The 17286-nt window shown below is 53.9% G+C and carries 16 protein-coding genes; 4 read left to right on the top strand and 12 right to left on the bottom strand.

The features are described 5' to 3' along the window. Nucleotides 1–42: 42 nt before the first annotated feature. The 10 genes from Enr10x_RS28540 to Enr10x_RS30135 form a co-directional block, all read right to left on the bottom strand. Nucleotides 43–894, bottom strand: a complete 852-nt coding sequence (locus Enr10x_RS28540; protein WP_145452457.1) for a hypothetical protein — start codon at nt 892–894, stop codon at nt 43–45. Then, nucleotides 891–2888 carry a serine/threonine protein kinase gene (locus Enr10x_RS28535; protein ID WP_197996291.1) on the bottom strand — a complete coding sequence of 666 codons (1998 nt, stop codon included), beginning with the start codon at nt 2886–2888 and terminating at the stop codon, nt 891–893. Before Enr10x_RS28535 ends, Enr10x_RS28540 begins: the two co-directional genes overlap by 4 nt. Before the next feature lie 105 nt (nt 2889–2993). After that, on the bottom strand, nt 2994–3218 hold the full coding sequence (locus Enr10x_RS28530) for a PLDc N-terminal domain-containing protein (protein WP_145115491.1): 225 nt from the start codon (nt 3216–3218) through the stop codon (nt 2994–2996). 56 nt (nt 3219–3274) lie between these two features. After that, nucleotides 3275–3943, bottom strand: a complete 669-nt coding sequence (locus Enr10x_RS28525; protein ID WP_145115489.1) for an FHA domain-containing protein — start codon at nt 3941–3943, stop codon at nt 3275–3277. A 208-nt stretch (nt 3944–4151) separates the two neighbouring features. Continuing rightward, on the bottom strand, nt 4152–4958 hold the full coding sequence (locus Enr10x_RS28520; RefSeq protein ID WP_145115486.1) for a coiled-coil domain-containing protein: 807 nt from the start codon (nt 4956–4958) through the stop codon (nt 4152–4154). Between the two features lie 201 nt (nt 4959–5159). Beyond that, nucleotides 5160–6242 carry a dipeptidase gene (locus Enr10x_RS28515; protein WP_145115484.1) on the bottom strand — a complete coding sequence of 361 codons (1083 nt, stop codon included), beginning with the start codon at nt 6240–6242 and terminating at the stop codon, nt 5160–5162. Between the two features lie 79 nt (nt 6243–6321). Next, the gene (locus Enr10x_RS28510) at nt 6322–6807 is read right to left on the bottom strand and encodes a DUF423 domain-containing protein (RefSeq protein ID WP_145115482.1); all 486 of its coding nucleotides are present in this window, start codon (nt 6805–6807) and stop codon (nt 6322–6324) included. Nucleotides 6808–6857: 50 nt separating this feature from the next. Continuing rightward, nucleotides 6858–7439 carry a DJ-1/PfpI family protein gene (locus Enr10x_RS28505; protein ID WP_145452456.1) on the bottom strand — a complete coding sequence of 194 codons (582 nt, stop codon included), beginning with the start codon at nt 7437–7439 and terminating at the stop codon, nt 6858–6860. 114 nt (nt 7440–7553) lie between these two features. Further along, a complete protein-coding gene (locus Enr10x_RS28500) occupies nt 7554–8432 on the bottom strand; it encodes a sulfite exporter TauE/SafE family protein (RefSeq protein ID WP_145115477.1) in 879 nt (292 codons plus the stop codon). A 12-nt stretch (nt 8433–8444) separates the two neighbouring features. Then, on the bottom strand, nt 8445–8591 hold the full coding sequence (locus Enr10x_RS30135; RefSeq protein WP_197994829.1) for a hypothetical protein: 147 nt from the start codon (nt 8589–8591) through the stop codon (nt 8445–8447). Nucleotides 8592–8785: 194 nt separating this feature from the next. Here Enr10x_RS30135 and dprA point away from each other — a divergent pair, with 194 nt between their 5' ends. From dprA to Enr10x_RS28480, 4 genes are read left to right on the top strand one after another with little or no spacing between them, the layout of a single operon-like run. After that, nucleotides 8786–9916 carry a DNA-processing protein DprA gene (gene dprA, locus Enr10x_RS28495; protein ID WP_145452455.1) on the top strand — a complete coding sequence of 377 codons (1131 nt, stop codon included), beginning with the start codon at nt 8786–8788 and terminating at the stop codon, nt 9914–9916. A gap of 38 nt (nt 9917–9954) precedes the next feature. Beyond that, nucleotides 9955–10626 carry a class I SAM-dependent methyltransferase gene (locus Enr10x_RS28490; protein WP_145452454.1) on the top strand — a complete coding sequence of 224 codons (672 nt, stop codon included), beginning with the start codon at nt 9955–9957 and terminating at the stop codon, nt 10624–10626. An 11-nt stretch (nt 10627–10637) separates the two neighbouring features. Beyond that, the gene (locus tag Enr10x_RS28485; RefSeq protein ID WP_145452453.1) at nt 10638–11462 is read left to right on the top strand and encodes a ferritin-like domain-containing protein; all 825 of its coding nucleotides are present in this window, start codon (nt 10638–10640) and stop codon (nt 11460–11462) included. Between the two features lie 26 nt (nt 11463–11488). Further along, on the top strand, nt 11489–12211 hold the full coding sequence (locus Enr10x_RS28480) for an HAD family hydrolase (protein WP_145452452.1): 723 nt from the start codon (nt 11489–11491) through the stop codon (nt 12209–12211). Between the two features lie 38 nt (nt 12212–12249). Here Enr10x_RS28480 and Enr10x_RS28475 read toward each other — a convergent pair whose 3' ends face one another. After that, a complete protein-coding gene (locus Enr10x_RS28475; RefSeq protein WP_145452451.1) occupies nt 12250–13764 on the bottom strand; it encodes a sulfatase family protein in 1515 nt (504 codons plus the stop codon). 50 nt (nt 13765–13814) lie between these two features. Further along, the gene (locus Enr10x_RS28470; RefSeq protein WP_145452450.1) at nt 13815–16940 is read right to left on the bottom strand and encodes a PVC-type heme-binding CxxCH protein; all 3126 of its coding nucleotides are present in this window, start codon (nt 16938–16940) and stop codon (nt 13815–13817) included. Nucleotides 16941–17286 lie beyond the last annotated feature (346 nt).

Below are 17286 nucleotides of genomic sequence, written 5' to 3'. Positions count from 1 at the left end.
TTGCGTTTAAATAGAGAAGGTTCCGTCAGTCCGGATTGTAGCCTATGGCTGCGCAGCTCTCAAATAAACGGAGACTCCAAAGCACAGCAGGGTCACCAGACCAAAGGCGCCTCCCAGCCAGGCAACACGCTGATTGCCCGCCTGCAGCTTCCATTTCGTATAGAAGATCTTCTTCACCGACGGGGAGATTTCCACTTCCACGTAGGCCCGGTACATATCCTGCTTGAACGGCTTACCGGACTTTAAGACGTCTCCGAAGTCGTGTTCGACCGTCTGGTAATAACTGCGCCTTAAGGCGACATGGCGTACCGCTTCCGGACTAATCTGCTTTGTTGCCAGCGGATACTGTGGGTGCTCGGCCTGCAGCGATTCTGCCAGTTTCAGACTGGCTTTTCCCAGTGCATCCTGCAGTGCCTCTTCCCGGGTAGCAAACAGTCCGGATTCAAAGACCCGCTTCGAGTTGACCGAGCCCTGCTGTTCTGCGTTGATCCATTCGGGCAGTGGCTCAGTTTGCGCAATCTGATCTCCGGAATGATTGCTCTGCTCAGACGCGTTCGTTGACTGCGGCTTTTGAGCTTCCAACGGGAGGGTGGGCAGCGGGATATGTGATGAATCGATAACCGTATTTTGAACGGTAGCCGTAGATGAGTCTGCAGTTGCTTGCTGTATCACGGTCGGGCCCGTTCTTACCTCATGGACGGCATAAGACATGAACAGGAAGGCGACGGGGAGAAAGATCACGAGACAGATCCCCACGAATGCCAGCAGAAGTCTGGGTTGGTATTTTACAACTAGAAAGATGAGTAGTGCCAAGGCAATGAGAAACAGCAGCAGGATGCCCATGCCCCAAGATAGATAGTCCGTAGTCAATGTCAGATCTGGTTGTGAGCTCATGCTTGTGCCTCCTTCATTTCAATGATGCGCTGATCGGGATGAATCCAGGAGGCGGACAGTTGTACGACACTGGAGATGATGGCGGCCCAGGTCAGTCCCATCACGACCGGAAAGGCCCAGATGGCTGAGATGACGTAAGCGACAAAGACCGTCAGCAGTACAGAGCTGACCTTGAATTTTCGCGGCCGAAAGGCATCAGCGTGCCACCACCAGCGACGGAAGCAGAACAGCAGCCCAAAGAAAACCACATACGAAATCAGGCTCGGTTGCCCATCTGGCAGGACCAGCGAGTAAGGTCCAATCACGTTGAACAGAGGTTTTAAGCCCAGGTACATTCCGCGGGAGTCCGGCAGGTCGGTCAGCAACAGTTCGGTCTGCAGCAGATAGATCATGGAGCCGACCAAAACGCCAGTTCCCAGCCAGATGATCCGCCGGGTACTGTTATCGAAGGATTTTCCCTCGGTAAGTTTTGAGACCAGCAGCACGCTCCAGGATGCGAGCAGCGTACCAAAGATCAACAGTCCCAGTGGTGCCAGATCCACGCCACTCCAGAAACCATTGGCGATTCTGCCATCCGTGAAGCAGACGATGCCAGCAGTAATGACCAGAGTACAGACAACGGCTTTGACCATCGAATTGCATAAATCGTAGGTCCGTAGACGCCGCGAGACAAAACGCGGGGTGAGTGGTGTCAATGATCTGGCATAATGGGGTTTGCGCTGCTGCCGTTGCTGTGTCCGGCGTCGGTATTCTGCTGCTTTCTGTTGTTCCCGATCGCGGATAATCTGTGTTTCTTCCAGTGCTTCTGCGCGATATGTTCTGGCTGCGGCCTGCACATCCTGCGGAGGTTGTTTGTCCCAGAGATCGCTGATGGGAGGTGGACCTTTCACAATGGCGGCAAACAATCCAGAGAAGAGCAGCCGACTTGAGTTCGCGGTGAGCAGAAGTCCGCCACAAAAAGCACAGATCAAAAGCCCCGACAGGAAGAGCGGCGCACCGGCGAAAACCCCCACCAGGGCCGCGACCAGTCCCAATGCCAGAATCCCCAGCAACAGGACTACAGGTAAGAATAGCAGGATGCGTGCCCAGTTTTTGTCGGATTGATTTGCGTGAGACGGCGTTCCACTCGATGTTTGTACGTTTCCCTGGTTCTCAGGTTCGAACTCAAACGAATCTCCGGGGATTTCCGTAACAGAATCACGCTGGAACAGGGCACGTTCAAATTCCTGTTTGAATTGCTTAATGTCGGAAAATCGCTGCTGTGGATCTTTCTCCAGTGCCCGTCCCACGACCGCGCGCAGGTAGGCGGGCAGCCGACTGAGATCCGGTTTCTCCGAAAGATGTTTCATCAGGATTTCCGCCGTCGATTCTCCGTCAAAGGGAACCACGCCGGTGATCATCTCGTAGACCAGAATGCCAGCCGCGTAGACATCGACTTCTTTGCCATAGCGTCCCCGTGCCACTTCGGGGGCCATATAATGGACCGTGCCGACGCTCTGGGTATTCGCGCTGCGGCGGCTGTGTGTAATAAATTTAGACAGGCCCACATCGCCGACTTTGATGATCTCGCCATCCCGAAAGACGTTAGACGGTTTCAAATCACGGTGTACGAGACCGCGGCTGTGCAGATACGACAGGCCTTCCGAAATCCCGGAAAGCCAGTAGCGAACCTGTTCCATCGGCATCCCGTTGGGATACTGCTGGAGCGCCTTGTCCAGCCCCTGTCCGGAAACATATTCCATCACGACCCAGTGATCGCCGTCCCGGTCGGTTTTGACGTCGAAGATCGTGACCAGGTTGGGGTGTTTCAGATTCAGGCACTGGGTGACTCCCCGCAGTTCCACATCCATGTTCTGCTGCAGGAGCTTTAACGCCACCTCTTTCCCGGAATCGGTCAGGGCGTAATACACCTCGCCAAAACCGCCCCGATCGATGGCGCGTTTGATCGTAAATCCTTCAAGAGGCTTTGATTCTGGTGCGAAGGTGAATTTCATGGCCGCTTCCATCCGTTAAACAACGTCGTTGTCGTACGGTACATTCCGATGACTCTGTTTGAATAACGTTCACAGAGTCATACTGGTTCATTTTTTTCGTAAGTATTACTGTCCCGTCTGTTTAATGCGTTCTGGACGCCTGACGATGTAGTACAGCAGCGATCCCAGCGCAGGTAAAAAGACCATGATCAGGACCCAGATGATCTTCTCATTTCCAGAAGATGGTTCATATTTCAGGCAGTCGATCAGCATCCAGATCCAGAACGCAAAGCAAAGCATTCCGAACGCAAAAGTCAAAAAAGCGAATAACAAACCAAAAATAGAGAACATGATGCCGATTTCCATAGTTACAAATTGTGATTAGCGCGAGACAACCCCGAATCCGTTTAAACAATAACCTCCCATCGAAAGCGAAGGTCAGGACCACTCACCAGGCAACCCGGGGTTAAAACGGCTCCCTGTGAGGCAGGTTCCTCATTCACATAAATCTCCTGTCGCGATCGACAGAGAATCTGGTCTCCCTGCCGATAGATGACCACTGAACCCGGCCACTTGGGGCAGACAACATGATTTTCCCCGGTTGCCCCCAGCAGGCAGTTCTCTGCCATCAACACGATCCCGTCCAGTCTCTGTTGAGGCTGGTGAAAACTGGTGAATTCCAGACAGGCAGAGGTGCTGAGTGCGGTGGGCTGGGTAAAGGTCAGAATGGTATCCTGATTCAGTCTAAGCTCCGCCCGATCAGTCAGCAAGATACGTTCATTCACGGGACGCTGCTGGCAGAACACGGGAGCGTTGGCGTCCAGGTAATAATTCTCCCCGGAGCGGGCAATCGTCGCATGGTGCCGCGACAGATTCGACAGCAATGCCAGGTCCGCCCATTCTGAGCTCAGGGGGCTGGTGGAGCCTGGTCTTCCCGGCCCACCAATCCGCAGCGTGTCCTGCAGATAGACCAGCCAGGTTCCCACCCCGTCAATCCACAGCAGGTAATTCGCTCCCGAGACAGACGGTGCTGCCGGTTGCTGACTGTCCCTGGATGTCGGAGAAAAGAAGCCCACAGGAATTCCCCTGAGAAAAACTGAGAAGTGATGGTCCGTTTACTCTCTAATTTTAACGGATCAGAAAACGAATTGGTCTAAAGAATCATGTTTTTACCGCTGTATTCACTGAATTTCAAAACAGGCAACGGGGGCAGGCAGTCCCGTTTCTGAACGAAGCCTGCCTGCCACCCCCTCGCGCCAATAGTTCTGCTCTCGTTTAGAGCGATTATTGTGCAGCGACCTTGTCGCCGGATTTCAGTTTGAAGTATTCATCCATCTGCTTTACGACATCCCGTTTTTCTTCCGCTTTGGTATCGACGGGAATCAGGCCGGTGAACTTGCCTTCGGCGTCCAGCAGCTTTTCTTTGACGTCCAGTTGCTTATTCAGATCGCGGATCAGGCTCTTGGCTCGTGTGAGCTGCGAGTTGTCGATCTGAAGATTGCTGACAGTTTCAGCAGCCTGGACGGATTTCAGACGTGCTTCCAGCTGTTCGATCTGCACTTCCAGATCCATCTTCGAGGACAGCATGTTTTCCAGCTTTTCGCGATTGGCATCCAGGGCTTTTTCGCGGGCCTTCAAGATCTGCTGATTCCGTTTCAGCGTTTCGGAGGCCACTTTGAAGCGGTCAAACCGCTGAGCCAGGTCGCTGCGGATATCGTCTTTGGAGTAGGTCCGGCTGGCGTAAACGAATTCAGTGTCGTTTGACTCCAGGTCAGATCGCAGTGTGAACATCGCTTCTTTCTGCTGTTTCATCGCCAGTTCGGATTCGTGCATTTCCTGCTGCAGGGTTTCCACATCCACCTGCTGCTCAGCGATCACATGCATGCAACGCCGGATATCCGGAACCAGATCTTCCACCATCTTCCGGGCACGTTCGACTTCGAAATCGACGGGAACTTCCGATTTCACCGCATCCCGTACCGAAGTGCCGGCCGTTTTCATATAACTGATGACATCGCGGCCAAAGACGAAGGTTCCCAGCGTGGCCAGCACTGCAGCACCTATCAAAATTTTCTTACCAAAAAATAACATTGTCCAGACTCCCTCTCACTACAAGTAATGTTCGATTCGGAACCGTAGGCCAAACCGATCGGCCACGTTACAGAGAGTTATTCGTCCGAGGGATGCGGTTCTTGACACTTTTTCAAATGTTTTGAATCAGAAAAAGAAAACGCCGTATCTTATAGGATATCAATAAGATACGGCGTTTCAGCTGGTTTGGCAGGTGTCGTATTAACCGGCAGGCAGTGCTTTCAGGAAGAAATCAATAAAGTTCTGCGACATGATGCCTTTGATGTCTGCAGCGCTGTACCCCCGTTTTTCCAGGATCCCGGCGTACATTTCCAGATCAGCAATCGTATCCAGGTCGTGCGGCGTCTGTTCTTTACCAAAACCACCATCCAGGTCGGTTCCCATGCCACAATGCTTCGCATTTCCTGCCAGCTGGCAGATGTGGTCAGTGTGATTGGCAATGTCTTCCATCGAAGTGGTTTTGGGATCGGAAACGCCGATGGTCCAGCCGGGCTTGATCATCCAGTTATCGAAGGCACAGCCAATGACCGCCCCACGTTCGATCAGGGCTTTGATCTGCTCATCGGTGAGTTGACGGTCCGCGTCCACCAGGGCGCGGCAGTTATGGTGACTGGCCAGTACTGGTCCCTGGTAAATCTCCAGGGCTTCCCAGAAGGACTGATCAGCGAGGTGAGTCACATCCAGCAGCATGCCGACCCGGTCCATCTCTTTCAGCAATGCGGGGCCTTCTTCCTTGAGACCACCCGTACTTCCGGTGCCATAGCAGTAAGGACCTGGCCCATAGTGCGCGGGGCCCAGGATCCGCAGGCCCGCATCATACCAATGCTCGATCTGTTGAGGCGACAGGATGGGCGGAGCCCCTTCCATGCTCAGAATAAAACCGATGGGAATGGAACTCCCCTCTTCGCGGGCGGCTGCTTCGTTGGCTTCCCACTCTTCGACGTGGCTTTTTAATGTCTTACTGTCCGGGATTTCACGCAGGACCCCCTTCTCTACCATCGCCCGATAATAAGCCAACTGGCCCATGGCGACTCCATAGGCGGCTTCGCGCGACTGGTAATGCGTCAATGCAGCGTCTTTGCGATGCAGGCGGGGCAGCAGCGTGGAGATGGTCATTCCCACGCCTCCCTTGCGGAGTGCGTGCCAGGAAACGGTGGCTTCGCCGGGGGTAATGTTTTCGAACTGGCGTTCAAACTTGCGAATTTCACTGACCGGTAGTTCCAGATCGCGGTTCCATTCGCAGGCATTCCAGGCCATATCAAGGTGGGCGTCAAAAATCAGCATGAGATCTTTAATCCTGAATAGGGTGGGGATGATTGTGTTGCATCATCATTTAAAAAATCAGAGCCGCACAGGGGCAGCGTCAGGTCGAGGCAGGAGTTTCAGGGCCGTCTGTGAAAGTGGTCGAGCCCCCGCCACAGGAACAGATTCCCGCGGCGAGCGTGAACCAGCCGACAATCAGCAGCGTACCCCCGATGGGCGCGATCGCTCCCCAGAAAGTTTGACCGCTCAAGGTTAAAACGTAAAGACTGCCGGAGAAAAAAATGATTCCCAGCAGAAAACACCAGCCTGCGATGTTCAGCAGCTTCTGTTTTCGCGAAGTAATTCCGGCAAAACCGACGGCCAGCAGCGCCAGAGAATGATACATCTGATACTGGGCGCCGGTTTTAAAGTCATTCAGGTATTTCTGGGCTGCAGGAACTTCTACGCCAGTGACTTTTTTGACCTGACCGGCGTATTTTTCCGCGAAGTAGCCATCGATTCCGTGCGCAGCGAAGGCGCCCAGGATGACAGCCAGTCCACCCAGCGTCGCCCCGATGGTTGACCAGTTAAGAGAGCAGCAGGACATCAGTAATCTCCAGAAAAGACGAATTCAGCACGACGTGCTGTCTATGAATCTCAGAGCTCAATTTTGGTTCCCAGTACATTCAGGAACGCAGCCAGCCATTGGGGATGGGCGGGCCAGGCGGGGGATGAAACCAGGTTCCCGTCGACGTGGACGCCATCGATGGCCGTTTCCACGTAGGTGCCTCCCGCCAGATTGACCTCGGGGCCACAGGCCGGGTACGCCGTACAGCTGCGGTCTTTGAGGACCCCTGCCGCAGCCAGTAATTGCAGCCCGTGACAGATGGCCGCTACCGGTTTGCCTGCGTCAAAGAAGCTGCGCGTGATTTCGAGTACGCGTTCGTTAAGGCGAATGTATTCGGGAGCCCGTCCGCCGGGAATCAATAGACCAGTGTAACTGTCCGGATTCACATCCGCGAACGTTGCATTCAGGGTGAAGTTATGCCCCCGTTTTTCGGAATAGGTCTGATCCCCTTCGAAATCATGGATCGAAGTGCGGATGATGTCCCCCGCTTTTTTGTCAGGGCAAACGACGTCAACCTGATAGCCGACCATCGTGAGCGCCTGGAACGGCACCATGATTTCATAGTCTTCGACATAATCACCCGCCAGAAACAGAATGGATTTCTCTGCCATGAATTCATCTCCCTCTTTAAAAAATCCAGGTCATATCCTGCTGACGAACAGGCCTCATTCTCGTCGGTTCGGCCCAGGAAGATCTGGAACTGATAAACCAGGTTCTCATTTGAATCAGCTGACCAAGAGATAGATCAGCCGTATTCCAATCATAAGAGCCACCGACAGTAATAACCAGCCAAACTGCTGTCTTAACTGCAGGCCTTTGAGTCGCGAATTCAGGTCCGAGCCCAGGCGTGCGCCAATGGTTCCCCCCAGCAACAGAGCAATCACGATTTCGATACTGATATTGCCGTGCCACGCATGAGCAATAGTCGACTGAAATGCCACGATCCAGACGATTACCAGGCTGCAGGTGATGGCGCGGTGTGTGGGGATTCCCAGCCCGAAAATCAGCATGGGCAACAGCAATATTCCGCCACTAATGCCCAGCAGTCCGGAGATCAGCCCCAGTCCCAGTCCGAACCAGGCGATGACGGGAATCGAGAGCGAGCCTTCAAACAGATTGGGAAACGAAGTAACAGGGGGGATTAGAAACCGGTCTTTGAAAAAGGCATCTTTCAATTCTGAATCGGGACGATGGGCACTCTTGAGGGAGATGATGGCCAGTCCCAGCAGCATCAGGAAATAGACCACGAGTACCACAAGGTCAGCGACAATAATCGGTTGACCATTCAACTGAATCGTGGCCGACTGTTTCGCTTTTTCCAGAATACTGGTTCCGGCAATCACGCCCAGAAACAGGCCGCCGGTAATCACGAGGGGAAATGCCAGATCCCGGACTTTGATTTTTCGGGCCAGTAATGAGGTGGTCGCGGGTCCCAGGATCTGACAGGCACTGGAGCCGACCGCCAGTTCCATGGGGATTCCCAGCACGATATTCAGAATGGGGACCAGCAGAAAACCTCCGCCGACGCCGAACATGCCTGCCAGAAAACCGATCGCGCCCCCGGTCAGTGAGATCAGCAGAAAATCAATCAACCCTACGCCCATTTTCACACCGCCTCAAATCTGATAGTCGGGGAAAATGTAGTCGTCATCAGAATTGTTGTTCGAGCGGTCTTGCCATTGATTGAAAATCCAGTTGATGATCACTCCCCATAAGACGGGGATAATGATGCAGGCGATGATAAAGAAAATCTTATCCAGCATAAACCTGGCCTTCCTGGAAATTCAGAACGATGTGTTTCGTGTTTAGAGGTAAACGGCGGTCGCTGTCAAGTGTCAGCCCCCCCTTCCCCGGGATTGAGGGATGATCTTAGTTGTTTTTTCACGACTTTTATGGGAACATGTACGTACGTAAATCTATCTGGTCCACATCCTTAAAAGTCGAGACAGGCAATATTATGCCCACGGAATCCTCCGAATCAGAGCAATCATTGCTGGACCAGATCCAGTTAAATCTGATTCAGGGAGTGGGGCCACGCATCCGCCGTACCCTGCTGGAACAGTTTGGAACTCCTGGCCGGATCTTAAATGCCCCCCGGCAGGATTTGTTGAATGTACCAGGGATCGGTGACAAACTGGCCAACGCTATCATTTACAGGACGTCGAAATCGACGGCAGAGGAAGAACTAAAGCGTTGTCGTGCGGCGGGATACCAGATCCTGTTTGAAGAGTCTGACAATTATCCGTCATTGTTGCGGGAAATGCCCGATCCCCCTGCCCTGCTCTACTGTAAAGGTTCAATCCTGCCGGAAGATGAACTGGCGGTCGCGATTGTCGGTTCGCGAAAGTGTACCCACTACGGTCTGCAGCAGGCAGAAAAGATCGCCGGGGCCCTGGCCCGCTCCGGGGTGACCGTAGTGAGTGGACTGGCACGCGGCATCGATCAGGCTGCGCACCGGGGTGCACTCAAGGCGGGGGGCCGGACAATCGCTGTCATGGCGACGGGCCTCTCGCACATTTATCCTCCCGAACATCAGGAACTGTCAGAGCAGGTTGCCGAACAGGGAGCCCTGGTGACTGAGTTCCCGCTGGATCAGGCTCCGGTGGCCGGTCTGTTTCCCCAACGGAATCGCATTATCAGCGGGCTTTCCATGGGAGTCCTGTTAATTGAAGCGGGACGTAAAAGCGGCGCTCTGCATACCGCTCGACACGCGTATGAGCAGGGACGCGATGTTTTCGCGGTTCCGGGACGCATTGACCATCCCGCCAGTGCCGGTTGCCATGATCTGATCCGCGACGGTGCCATGCTCGTGCGGAGCGTGGAAGACGTGCTGGAAGGATTGAGTCCAGCGAAATCACCAGTGAAGGTGTCAGAAAACCGGGAAGTCCATACGCCGCGTGAACTTTCGCTGAGTGATTTTGAGCGGGATGTGCTGAATCTGGTCACACTCGAGCCGCAGCATTTGAATGAAATTGTAGAATCCAGTAATCTCGACTCGTCCCGCATTCTATCCACGCTGACGGTTCTGGAAATGCGGAAAGTGGTCAAACGTCTGCCGGGCGGGTATCTGGTCAGAGCCACCGGCTGATACTAACGCTCTCATGATCTTCGAAAGAAGCGACACCAATGAATGCGGATTCTGCGGACACCGCCGCCGGGCAGGCGGTTTACACTCGAAAAATGCTTTCGATCTACGATCTCTGGGTCCTGGGGATTTCCAATTCCCTGATCTGGAAGTGCCGCACGAAGCATATTTTAAACTGGATGAATCAGAATCTGACAGCCAATCATCTCGATGTGGGCGTGGGGACCGGCTATTACCTGGAGCACTGCACGTTTCCCTCTGAGGATGTCAGGCTGGCGTTGATGGATTTGAATCCCAACAGTCTGGCCGCTGCCGCAAAGCGGAGCGCGCGTTATCAGCCGGAAGTGTATCAGGCAGACGTACTCTCTCCCCTGCCCGATCAACCGCGTCCCTTCGATTCGGTCAGTCTGAATTATCTGCTGCATTGTCTGCCTGGTGACCTCAGTACAAAAGCAGTTCTGTTTGATCATCTGGGACCCTGGTTGAATCCGGGAGCTCTGATTTCCGGTTCCACCATTCTGCACCAGGGAGTCCCCCGCGGATTTCTGGCCCGACGTCTGATGCACGTCTACAATCAGAAAAAATACTTTACGAATACGGCAGACAGTCTGGATGAGTTACAATCCCAGCTGGTCAGTCGCTATACTGACGTGGAAGTGAAAGTCATCGGCTGCGTGGCCCTCTTTCGCGCCCGAAATCATACTCCTGGTTAACGATCATCGACATGGAAATTCGTGCTTTTGCAGAACGGGTTCTCTTAAGTGAGTCACTGGAAGAGAAGCTGATTCCTGCACCTGAAATACTGACAGATGAAGCTCCGGGAGAACCGTTGCGTATTCGTGAGCCGGGGCGACCCGCCAACCTGAAATTCGCCCCGCCCCGGACCGCGCCCGCGATGCCCAAACCCTCGGCACTGCTGGAACAGGAGAAACGGGCGCTGGCGCATCACATCATGGCGAACCACGAACTGCAGGCGCTGGAAGTGATGGCTTATATTCTGTGTGCGTTTCCCGATGCGCCGACGGAATTTCGGCAGGGTATGTGCAAAATCATGGCGGACGAGCAGCGCCACACGCGCATGCACAAGGAGCGGGCTTCCGTGTTGGGACTGGAGTTCGGCACTTTGCCCGTAAACTGCTACATCTGGAAGAAGGCGCTCAATTACGAGAGTCTGCTCGATTATCTGGCCGGCCTGCCCCTCACATTTGAGGGACGTAACCTGGATCATACCCTGGAATTCGAACAGTATTTTCTCGATGCCGGCGATCAGCGGAGTGCGGCTTTGATGAAGGTCGTCTATCGTGATGAAATTCAGCACGTTGCTTTTGGACTGCACTGGCTGCGTCAACTGAAACCTGATCACCTTTCAGACTGGGAAGCCTACGAGCAGCATCTGCACTGGCCGGTTCGAGCGGCCCTGTCCGTGGGAGATACTTTCAACCGTGAAGGACGCAAAGAATCAGGCATGACCGACGAATTCATCGAGCAACTCTATCAGGCAGCTCAGACGGATCAGCCCCCGAACCAGAAGCCCAAGAAACTGGATTGACCACCGGCCCGCAGGGAAGCCGCACCATGCCGACACAACGCAAGCCAGTCTGGAACAAGGTGATCTTTGTTGACTGGCATGGCGTGCTGTCCTGCGATCCGTTCTGGCTTTCGATTCTCCGCAATACAGACCATCCCCTGCACCACGGGCTGACTGTCGCAACTGAAACACTTTTCAGTGACGAGTCACTGATCCATGACTGGATGCGGGGAGATATTTCTGCGAATCAGATCGTCAACAGATTAGACATCGAGGCGGATGACTCGTTTCCCCCTGGCTACCTGAGACGCAAGCTGGTCGAGGACTGCCAGTTGATGCAGGTCAATCAGCGGCTGGTTCAGATTTTGCGAGAGACCCGGCAGCAGGGAATCGGAATCATCCTGGCGACCGACAACATGGACTATTTTCAGGAGGCGCTTCAACACGCAAACGGTCAGAGGTCGTTAACAACTCAATCCGTGGAAGAGAAAATGATTTCATTCCATTCCACAGTTCAAATATTTGATGACGTGCTCTGCTCCTGCACACAACGTGTATTGAAACGAGAGAATCCAGAACGGTTTTACGGCAGCTGGCTGAGCACGCATGCACTTGAATTCAGAGATGCACTGCTGCTGGATGACCTGGAGGTCAACTGCAGAACGTTCCAGAGAGCAGGGGGGACTGCAATCCAGATCACGGATCAACGGTCTGGCAACGATGCGGATCTGTTACCGTCTCAAATCCAAGACTGGTATCAAGAAACCTGAAGCTCGGCTGATCTCGCTGAATCACAGCAAAGGACCGTCTATTTCACCGGTTTCTGCTTTCGCTTTTTGCGTTTCTTCTCCAGACTCGGATGTTTCGGACCACCGCCCAGATAGGGATGTTTCTCCAACGCATCTCCCTGTCCCAGTTCGCGGGGATCGTGGGTTGCGACCAGCTTTTGATGCAGTTCCTTCGCGAGCTTGACTTTGATCATTTGATACATCGGATCCTCGGCTACGTTTTGCAGTTGATCGGGATCGTTCCGCAGGTCATATAGCTCTTCCGCAGGTAGTTTGCCAAATGCGAGTTCATACAGCCGACGATGTTCTGCATCTTTATCTTTGTTCGCAATCATGTAGGTCTTGGTGGGACCATTGTCACAGTCACCATACCAGGTGCCGGGGATGGCTGCCTTGGTGTAGTTCGGTGTTCCTGCGGGCCAGCGATCGGGGCGAAAGTTGTGGATGTAAAGAAAATCGTCGGTTCGAATCGCACGACAGGGATAGCCTCCCATGTCGGGAGCTTCCTGAGAGGGGACATGACGCTCTTTGCCGAAGAAGATTTCATCCCGGCTAGCAACGATACGCCCCGATCCGGGGGCATCCAGGACCGGCATCAGACTTTTCCCGGTGACGTCCTTTGGAATCTTGACTCCCGCTGCCTCATAAAACGTGGGTGCCAGATCAATCAGGCTCACAAAATCGGTGACGCTGCGTTTTGGCTGAATGTGTGCCGGCCAGCGCGCCGCCAGGGGCACGCGGGTGCCTGTATCATACAGACAGCTCTTACCGCGGGGGAAAGGCATACCGTGGTCACCGGTCATGAAGATAATCGTATTGTCCAGTTCGCCGTTCGTTTCCAGCAGTTTGAGCGCATCGCCCACGAGCTGGTCGAAGCGCTGTACTTCAAAGTAATAATCGGCGACATCGCTGCGAACTTCCGGTGCGTCAGGGAAACAGGCTGCCAGTTTGATTTTACTGAGATCCATCCCACTTTCAGCACCGGATCCCGGGGCATATGGACGGTGAGGATCGCTGCTCCCCAGCCAGAAACAGAAGGGAGCATCGCCGTCACGCTGACTGAGAAAGTCCTGAAAGTTTTTAAAGCGTTTCCCGGCCAGTTCCCGGGAGCGGGTTTCGGTCCGTCCCGGTCCCCAGGCTTTGCCGGTGTGTCCCACGCTATAGCCGTGTGCCTTCAGGACCTCTGGATAGGTTTCCAGTCGATCGGGAAAAATACAGTGCAGATTCGCTCCCGCGTCGAGCTGCCAGTGATATTTGCCGGTCAGGATCGCTCCGCGGGAAGGAGTACAGGAAGGGGACGAAACATACGCGTTTTGAAACAGCACCCCTTCGCGGGCGAGCCGATCAAAGGTGGGGGTCTTCACGACCGGATCACCATAAGCGCCGGCATGGGGCCAGCCCCAGTCATCGGCAATCGCAAACAGAATATTGGGTCGCTTCGATTTTTCAGCAGACTGTGCTGCAGCAGTCAAAACAAGATTGAACGCAAGCGTGAGACAGAACAGCAGACGTAACCACACAGAACCATTAAACATAGCGCACCTTTAACGGTAAGGAAATTCAGAAGTAGACTCTGAGTTCCACTTTACTTGCGGTTCTGGAGGTAAGCAAGTAAATCCCGGATTTCCTGCGGAGTTAAACGCTGTTCGAGCCCCTTGGGCATGATCGAAATCGGCGATTCTTTCATGATTTCGATTTCCTCGCGGGGAATCCGGACCTCTGACAGGTCAGTAGTCCGCAGGTAAACCGTGTCCGTCGATTCACGACTGATGACGCCGGTATGAATCCGCCCGGCATCGGTTACGACCAGATAGGAGCGATATCCGCGGGCAAAGCTGGCGCTGGGGAGCGCGATTGCTTCCAGCAGATCGGTTCCGGTTCGAATGGCACCGATGCGAGTCAGATCAGGACCGACTTTGCCCCCCTGATTATCAACCGTATGGCAGCCGGAGCAGGCCGCTTTCTTGCCGAAGAAGATTTTGCGACCTTCCTCGATCTGACCTTCCGTGAGTAGTGGTTTCAGTGATTCCAGATGCGCCTTCTGTTGTGCCAGGTCGACCCCCAGTTTTTTCAGGAGCGGGTCAGCTGCTTTCTGGACCGATTCCGGATACTTCTTTAACAGACTGGCCAATTCATCAGCAGACAGGTTTGTGGCGACAGAAGAATCGTTCAAGCCTTTAATCAGGGCCAGCCCCACTGGTTCGTCAGTACTTTTCGCATAGGCTCTTAACAGCACGGGCAAGGCCAGGGGCCCTGGTGCATCCAGCTGTTTCGATAATTGAATCAATTGTGCTGCCGAATGCGGTAAGCCGGCCAGCGCCCGGGCTGCAGCCAGTCGATCCAGTGGCGGATACTCTTCGTTCATACGTGACATCAGGAACTGAAACGTTTCCGGGTCGACAGACTTGAGTTGCGATCCCACTGCGGACAACGCTTCGATTCTCAATGTCGCCGGCTGCTCAGGGTCGAGTGCCAGTGATTTTAACAGTCCACTTAACTCGGGGAGATCATTGGTTTGTGCAGTGCGAATCACCAGGATCTGCAGCTCCGGATCTTTTGTTTTCAGAGTCTGCTCGAGTGCCTTGCGCCAGGCCACCGGAAACTCTTTCAAAGCAGAACGTTGAATGACTTCCAGTAAGATGCTTTTGGCAGAATGCGATGTTTTTGGACTAGTCAATGCCTGGGCAATTAAGGCCTGTACTTCCGGATCAGCCGCCTGTGCGATCAGGAACCCTCGCAGGACAGTAGCGCGTTCCTCACTTAGTGTTTCTTCACTCAACCAGGTTTTCAACAGGCTCAGAGTTTCGCCTGCCCAGCCTGCATGTTCGCCGATGATGGTCAGTGCTTCTTTCTGCAGGGCAGGGTCATCGGTGTCGAGCAGGGGGGGCACCAGTTCGCGTGTCAGGTTTCCGGAATTCATCTGATCCAGGGCAATCAGCGCGGCTCGACGGACAGCAGGACTGGAATCACTCAAACCAGCCAGGATGAGATCACGCTGGTCGATGCGAATCAGGGCGTAAATGAGAGCGTGTTCCAAAGTCCGATCCGGTGAGCCCTTGATCGCCAGGAACAGTGATTCGACTACGGTCTGCAGGTCGGCGTCAGAGATCGTGTCGCCCCGGCGTCCCGCTTCGCAGATGCGTCCCAGAGCAGTGGCGGCATTACGCTGGACCGCTGGTTTCTCGGACTTCAGAAGTTGAGTCAATTGAGTAACAGAGTTTGCATCGCGTAATGTTCCCAGACTTTTGGCTGCGGTCATCTGAACCGATTCTGAAGAACTCAGGCCGTTCTGAATTGCAGCCCGAGCCTGTTTGGTGTCGATACGGGTCAGCGCCCAGACGGCGTTACGTCTACTGGTATCGTTGTAGAATGGACCAGCGGGAGCAGAGACGACACTCGCCAGCATGGGAACCGCGCGGTCACCATCTTTGGCTAATTCATCGATGGCCTTCCGCTGCACAAAGGGACGTGGATCGTTTAAGAGCCGAATCTTCTGCTCAGGCGACAGGGATTCCCAGATCACAGCCAGACCGTAGGGATCTTTTACGGGAGGTGTACCCGATTTGCGAATCCGGTAGATGGCGCCATGGATGTCCGGCTTGGAAATTTGCGACTGAGGACAACCGATCCGGAACCAGCCGCCGGTATTGATGACCAGCAGACTGCCATCAGCGTCTTCTACGACATCAGTTACATGAAAATCAGGATCATCTGAGACGAGAAAATCTTCCTGCTTTGTTTCAAAGGTAGCACCGCTGCGCACCAGCTGGGTGCGAATCACTTTGTGAGTGTTGAAAATGGACGTGAAGATGTTGCCCTGATATTCGGGGCCGAAATGAGGCGAACGGTAGCGCAGCATCCCTGAGACGGCGACATGGCCAAAACGGGTGATGGGGCCCAGCAGGTCGCCCGTCCGTTTAAACTCGGCGACACAATCTTCAAAGTGCGGATACACGCCTCCTTCCAGCCAGTGCACGAGGCAGTCGACCCGCGGTCGTGTCATCAGGATGTTGACCGACCCGATGACTTCCCCTTCGGGAGTGAAGTCGATTTCGACCGGGTTGTCCATTCCGCCACCACAGTGGACTTCGATATCAGAGCCATCGGGTTTACAGGAAAAGATCCGGGCTGCCAGTCCTTTACTGGTGACCTTGCCGGACTTGTCTTTGAATTCATGACCATGTCGACCATCGCACCAGTAAAGACGTCCTTCCGGTCCGCGAAAACAGCCGTGAATACTGGCGGCATTTCCGGAGAAGCCGAACGAATCGACAATGATCTTTCGCTCATCCGCCACTCCATCCCCATCATGGTCGGTCAGCTTCCAGATATTGGGAGGACTGGCGACATACAGTGATCCTTCGTGCCAGAGCGCGCCCATGGGTAATGTCAGCTTGTCGGCAAACACGGTGCTCTTGTCAAACCGCCCGTCGCCGTCCAGGTCTTCCAGCACGCGGATCATGCTTTTCGGCTCTTTGATCAACTGAGGCGCCCGCGTGTTTTCACCGGAACTCTCGGCGATGTACAGCCGCCCCTGATCATCAAATCCCGCCATCATGGGATATTTCGTCAGCTCACTGTTCGTGACGCGCTCAATCGTAAAGCCCGCGGGGACGCGGGGCATCTCTTCTGCTTGAGAAATCGCAGAGAGAGACAGCACAACAAAGGACAGACAACTTAGAACGGAAACGCGAATCAGTTGAGAAGTCACGGCTGGTACCTTTATTGAGGCAGGAATGAAAGTATCACGCTCTGGAGATCGAGTCGTTAGAGCTTGAGGAATTGATATTGTAAACAAAGTAAAGAATGTGCACAAACAGGAAATTCAAGTTTTCCCGATTTCTCTGTTCGCCAGCAGCCCGTTTGTTGAGGCATCGTGATGCAGATTTTCTCATGTCCTCTTTCACTCTGACTTTCATACGCGAAAAAAATAAAAAAAACTGATCATTTTCCAGCGGAAATCGGCGGGAAGGGGCGCCAGTGATCATCAAACAGCGGCTGCGATCGGTATTCGACTTTCCCCTGTTTTGAGGCATCCGCTGAAAAAAATGGATCGC

The organism is Gimesia panareensis (assembly GCF_007748155.1).
GTDB lineage: Bacteria > Planctomycetota > Planctomycetia > Planctomycetales > Planctomycetaceae > Gimesia > Gimesia panareensis.
This window is presented reverse-complemented; position numbering and strand designations above follow the sequence as displayed.